Genomic DNA, 607 nt, shown 5'->3' on the forward strand with positions numbered 1-607 from the left:
ATAAGTACGTTCAGGCACACTACCGGCTCAATGAATATTTCATTCTTAACTATTTCAAATAGTATTGGACTCCTGGCCTTCCTGCTACTCGCAGTATTTATCGCTAGCAAGTATTTACGCAGATCCGTTGATCGTTCCTTACTACTTGCTGCGCTAGCAAGCAGTTTATGGATGGGCGCATTGGTCGCACAAGGCTTAGGCTTTGATGTGCCATTCTATCTACGATACACCTTTGAACTCATTCGCAATGCAGCCTGGTTTGACGTTCTCTACGCGCTCTTGGGGATTAGCTTCATTCCTAACCAACAACAAGGCAGAGACCGCTTTTATCTCAGTTCGGCCATTCTCGCTCTGCTCGCTGCTATGGTCTTTATTACCTTGGCCCAAGGTATCTCAGGCTCACAATGGGTGTCCAGCTATTCGATTCTGTTGTTTCAGGTATCACTTTCTATCGTCGCACTTTTACTTTTAGAACAAGTATGGCGTAGCGCGAATATGTATAGCCGTTCCGGAATCAAATACCTAACCATCGCGATTGGCACCCTGTTCTGCTACGACTTCTTTATGTATTCAGATGCACTCTTGTTTCGCGAGTTATCCGCCCCAC

General features: G+C 45.8%; 1 pseudogene. It reads left to right on the forward strand.

The features are described from left to right. Positions 1–30: 30 nt before the first annotated feature. Positions 31–607: pseudogene (locus A3763_RS06495) on the forward strand (PEP-CTERM system histidine kinase PrsK); the annotation flags it as partial.

This window comes from Oleiphilus sp. HI0128, from assembly GCF_001635365.1.